Origin of the sequence: Micromonospora sp. D75 (assembly GCF_018070405.1) — a bacterium.
In the GTDB taxonomy this organism is placed as follows: Bacteria; Actinomycetota; Actinomycetes; order Mycobacteriales; family Micromonosporaceae; genus Micromonospora; species Micromonospora chalcea.
Window position 1 is genome coordinate 1 of record NZ_JAGPXV010000729.1, and the last position, 2,708, is coordinate 2,708.

The window sequence follows — 2,708 nt, forward strand, 5'->3', positions numbered from 1 at the left end:
TCGGCCTGACCGCGGCGCCGGCGGCCCCGTCCCGCCGCCGGCGCCGCCGAACCACCCGGCGGCCCGTCCCGGCCGCCACAGACGCCGCACACCTGGGGAGGAGGAAGGAGAGGCAACGCCGCACGGGGGGATCTGGCCACCGACGAAAGGGAGCACACCCCGCATGGCCGAGCACCGCACCGCGCACCGCCACCGCAGCACCGGCGTGGCCGTCCTGGCCGCCGCCGCGCTCGCCGCCTCGACACTCGTCGTCGTGGCGCTCACCACGACCGCCACCCCGGCGTACGCCGCCGGACTGTCCCCGTTCGACATCACCGGACGCGGCGCCACCGTGCCGTTCCGCGAGCAGGAAGCCGAACAGGCCGTCCACAACGGCACGAAGATCGGCCCCGACCGGCGCTACGGCACGCTGCCGTCCGAGGCGTCCGGCCGGGAGGCGGTCATGCTCGACGCCGTCGGCGAGTACGTCGAGTTCACGCTCACCGCCCCCGCGAACGCGGTCACGTTCCGGTACAGCCTGCCGGACAACGCCGCCGGCACCGGCCGCGACGCCACCATCGACCTGCGCGCCAACGGCACGTTGGTCAAGGCGGTGCCGGTCACCTCCCGGTACGGCTGGTACTACGGCGGCTACCCGTTCAACAACAACCCGGGCGACACCAACCCGCACCACTTCTACGACGAGACCCGGACCATGTTCGGCACCACGTACCCGGCCGGCACGAAGATCCGACTCCAGGTCTCCTCGACCGCCCAGTCACCCACATTCACCATCGACCTGGCCGACTTCGAGCTGGTCGGGGCGCAGATCACCAAGCCGTCCGGCGTGCTGGACGTGGTGACCGACTTCGGCGCCGACCCGACCGGCGCCACCGACTCGACGGCGAAGTTCCAGGCGGCGGTGGACGCCGGCAAGGCGCAGGGCCGGGCGGTGTGGATCCCGGCCGGCACGTTCACGCTCTGGGACCACGTGGTGGTCGACGGCGTGACGCTGCGCGGCGCCGGGCCCTGGTACTCGGTGCTCGGCGGCCGGCACCCCACCGACCGCAAACGCGCCGCCGGCATCTACGGCAAGTACGTGCCGGGCGGCGGCTACTCCGGCGAGATCCGCCCGCACGAGGCCGGTGGGCCCAGCCGCAACGTCACGCTGCGGGACTTCGCCATCATCGGCGACATCCGGGAACGCGTCGACGAGGACCAGGTCAACGCCATCGGCGGCGCGATGAGCAACTCGGTGGTGGACAACCTGTGGTTGCAGCACACCAAGGTCGGCGCCTGGATGGACGGGCCGATGGACAACTTCACCATCCGCAACAGCCGTATCCTGGACCAGACCGCCGATGGGGTGAACTTCCACTGGGGCGTCACCAACTCCACGGTGACGAACACGTTCGTCCGCAACACCGGTGACGACGCGCTGGCCATGTGGGCGCAGAGCGTGCCGAACGTCGGGAACTCCTTCACCCGCAACACCATCGGCGTGACGATCCTGGCCAACCACCTGGTCACGTACGGCGGGCGGGACATCACCATCGCCGACAACGTCACCGCCGACTCGGTCACCAACGGCGGCGGCATCCACGTGGCGAACCGCTATCCGGGCGTCACCGGGCCGACCGCCGTGGCCGGCACGATCACGGTGGCCCGCAACACGCTGATCCGCAACGGCAACTCCGACTACAACTGGCAGTTCGGCGTGGGCGCGATCTGGTTCTCCGCGCTCAACGAGCCGATCCAGGGCGCCGCGATCAACGTCACCGACACCGACATCCTGGACAGCTCGTACGCGGCGCTGCACTGGATCGAGGGGCAGACCAGCGGCATCTCGTTCGACAACGTCCGCATCGAGGGCGCTGGCACGTACGCGCTCCAGGTGCAGGCACCCAGCCAGGTCCGGTTCACGAACGTGCGGGCCACCGGCATCGCGCAGTCCAACCCGATCCACAACTGCGTCGGCAGCGGCTTCCAGATCACCCAGGGCGCCGGCAACTCCGGCTGGTACACGCCCACCCCGTACTGCGGGCCGTGGCCGCAGCCGCAGTGGGGCAACGGACCGTCCAGCCCGCCGCCGACCAGCCCGGCCCCGACCACGGCAGCGCCGACGACGGCCCCGCCGACCACCGCGCCGCCGACCACACCGCCGCCGGCCGGCGGGAACCTGGCCCTGGGCCGCCCGGCCACCGCCACCAGCACCACCCAGACGTACGCCGCCGGCAACGCCGTCGACGGCAACCCGGCCAGCTACTGGGAGAGCGCCAACAACGCGTTCCCGCAGTCGCTCACCGTCGACCTCGGCACGTCCCGCACCGTCGACCGGGTGGTGCTGAAGCTCCCGCCCGGCTGGGAACGGCGTACCCAGACGCTGTCCGTGCTCGGCTCCACCGACGGCTCCTCGTACACGACGCTCGCCGCGTCGGCGGGCCGCGTCTTCGACCCGGCCGCTGGCAACACCGTGTCGATCGCGCTGCCGTCCGGCGACCGGCGGTTCGTCCGGGTCACCGTCACCGGCAATACCGGCTGGCCGGCGGGCCAGCTCGCCGAGCTGGAGGTGTACGGCGGCGGCACCACCACGCCGCCGCCCACCACGACCCCGCCGCCCACCACCGCGCCACCGACCGGCAACCTGGCGGCGGGCCGGCCGGTCGCGGAGACCAGCCACGCCGACGTGTACGGCGCCGCCAACACCGTCGACGGCAACGCGAACACCT

Annotated in this window: 1 protein-coding gene; it reads left to right on the top strand. The window is 72.2% G+C overall.

The features are described from left to right. Positions 1–163: 163 nt before the first annotated feature. Positions 164–2,708: discoidin domain-containing protein (locus tag KBX39_RS28250; RefSeq protein ID WP_210873441.1), on the top strand; the 2,545-nt coding region annotated here is incomplete at its 3' end.